Below are 2,244 nucleotides of genomic sequence, written 5' to 3'. Positions count from 1 at the left end.
TCAGGTGCGCTCCCGGGCGAGGGCGTCGAGGGCGGGCGCGAGGCCGCGCCACGAGAGCGGGATCGTCACCTCCTGGCCGCCGGCATCCCGGATCAGGATCCGGCCGGGCTGCTCGGTGCCGCGCCAGCGCCTCAGCACCTCGTCCCTGACCGGAGCGTCCGCCAGGCAGCCGCCGGGCAGGCAGCGCCGCCAGGGCAGGTCGAGCACCGGGGCCTTGAGGTCCTTCTCGTCCAGGGCGATGCGCACGCTCGACGGGAAGCTCACCGCCGCCGGCAGCAGGGCGGTCATGCGCAGCTCCGCCTCGCCCGGCGCGCGGCCGACCGCGACCTGCGCGATCGGGGCGGTCTGTCCCTGCACCTGCACCACCTGGGAGACCTCGCACAGGCGCGTCGCGGCCTCGCCGGTGCCGACGCGCTGGCAGCGCAGCATCCAGTCGCCGTAGCTCGCGGTGGTCGTGCCGGGCTCGGCCGGGACCGGCGGCGCGCCCTGCGCCGCCGACGGCTTGGTGCCCGGCGCCTGGGACTGGGCGTCCGGCGGGGCCTGACCGAGCAGGGCCGCGAGGCCGGAACGGCGCGAGCGGACGGCCTTCCGGGCCGGGAAGGGGATCATGCGGCGGCGTCCTGGACCCGGGCGGCGGGCGCGGGGCCGGCCGGCTCCGGCGGGGCGAAGACGAGGGCGAAGTCGGCGACCGCCTGCAGGCTGACCAGATGGGCGTGAACCGCCGCGAGCCCGCCCTCCCGGTGCAGGCGCAGAAGGCCGTCCCCGGGCAGCGCGGCCAGCGCCGCCTCGTCGACCCCGAGCACGCCATGCAGGGCGTGGCTCTCTCCGGTGGCCGGATCCCGCCCCTGCACGGTGACGGCCCGCAGCAGCCCGAGATCCTGAAGCGTTCGGCCGAACGCCGCGGTGCGCCGCGCCGCCTCCGCGTACTCGATCATCAGCCGCATCCGTTCCTGCAGCAGCGGGGTGTCGCGGCCGTCCCCCTGGAACAGCGGCGCGTATCCGGGCGGATCCGCCGCGTCGGCCTCGCGGCGGACCGCCTCGCTGGTGTCGTCGAGGCAGACCAGCGGCGGAGCCTCGCCGGTCTCGCCGAGGATGAAGGGGTAGCGCCGCAGGTAGGCCGGCAGGTAGCGCCCGCTCCAGGCGCCGGCCTCGTCGACCAGGGCGCAACGGCCGGGCACCAGGCCGGTGAGGAACACCGGGGTCGGGCCGTGGCTCTCGGCAACGAACAGGATCGGCAGGTGGCGGCAGGCCGGTTCGAACTCGTCGACGACCGCCGGAACGAGGTGGCTGATGCGGGCGAAGCCGAAGCGCTGCGGCCGCGCGAGGTGCAAGTCGCGGTGGACCTCGCGGTCGAGGGGGACGGCGGCGCGGTAGAACAGGGGCAGGAGGCTCATCGGGGCGGGCCGATCCGGTTCGTGGGTCAGGGGGCGGGGGCGGGCGGGCCGGCCTGGGGGCGCGGGGCGGGGGCGAGCGGCGCCAGGAAGCAGCCGCCCTGCCGGCCGGTGCAGACCAGCGTGGCGTCGAAGCGCGGGTCGGAGACCCGCAGCACCCCCTCCGGCCCGGCCACGAGCCGCAGCGGCAGGTCCGGCTCGACCGGGCGCGCGTCGAGGCGCGCGGCCCGCTCGGCGGTGCTGGCCAGGCCCGTGGCGTCGACCGCGACCGCGACCGGCGCGGGCCGGGACGGCCGCGCCAGCACCGCGAGCTCGGCCCCGACGAAGTCGAGGACGTAGTCCGCCGGCGCCGCGAGGCTGCCCTGGGTGATGCGGTACGGGCCCGGCGCGCCGTCCGCCCCGGCCGTGCTCGCCAGCGCTCCCGTCAGGCGGTCGCCGTTGACCAGCCCGCGCCCGCCCAGCGTGTAGGTCAGGACCGGGTCGGGATCGCCGACGAGGCGGGTGAGCGGGTCGGCGGTGACCACGAGGGGGCGCGGCGCGACCGTGAAGGTGCCGGCCTGCGTCGCGACGATCCGGTAGTTGGGATTGGCGAGCCAGCCCGTCACTGTCAGCGGGTAGGTGCCGGCGGGGCTGGCGGCGTCGAGGCGCAAGCCGCTCGACAGGCCGGTGAGCACGCCGACGCCCTCGCCGGGGGCGAGGCCTGTGGCCGACAGGCCCGGATCGACCGGGGCGTCGCCGTAGGTCGAGCGCCCGTCGTTGGCGCGCACGGTCACGCCCGCCGGGGCGATGGTGAGGGTGGCGGCTGGCGGCAGGGCGTAGTTCGCCGCCGAGCCGTTGCCGCCCGTCACCGCGA

The 2,244-nt window shown here is 77.6% G+C and carries 3 protein-coding genes; all 3 read right to left on the bottom strand.

All coding sequences use genetic code 11. The annotated features are described in order from the left end of the window. Positions 1-609: an invasion associated locus B family protein gene (locus EOE48_RS28380; RefSeq protein WP_127734219.1), complete on the bottom strand. Its 609-nt coding sequence runs from the start codon at positions 607-609 to the stop codon at positions 1-3. Beyond that, positions 606-1,394 (bottom strand): SapC family protein, encoded by a 789-nt coding sequence (locus EOE48_RS28375; RefSeq protein ID WP_127734218.1) that lies wholly within the window; start codon positions 1,392-1,394, stop codon positions 606-608. The genes EOE48_RS28380 and EOE48_RS28375 overlap by 4 nt, the downstream gene beginning before the upstream one ends. A 26-nt stretch (positions 1,395-1,420) precedes the next feature. Further along, positions 1,421-2,244, bottom strand: an 824-nt coding sequence (locus tag EOE48_RS29495) for an MBG domain-containing protein (protein ID WP_187371586.1), incomplete at its 5' end; no start/stop codon positions are given.

Origin of the sequence: Methylobacterium oryzihabitans (genome assembly GCF_004004555.2) — a bacterium.
Taxonomy (GTDB): Bacteria; Pseudomonadota; Alphaproteobacteria; order Rhizobiales; family Beijerinckiaceae; genus Methylobacterium; species Methylobacterium oryzihabitans.
The sequence above is the reverse complement of the archived record's forward strand: the minus strand, read 5'-3'. Positions and strand labels throughout refer to the sequence as shown.

Bases quoted from the DNA above. Each gene is read 5' to 3' on its own strand.
- EOE48_RS28380 (WP_127734219.1), bottom strand. From the start codon at position 609: ATGATCCCCTTCCCGGCCCGGAAGGCCGTCCGCTCGCGCCGTTCCGGC.
- EOE48_RS28375 (WP_127734218.1), bottom strand. From the start codon at position 1,394: ATGAGCCTCCTGCCCCTGTTCTACCGCGCCGCCGTCCCCCTCGACCGC.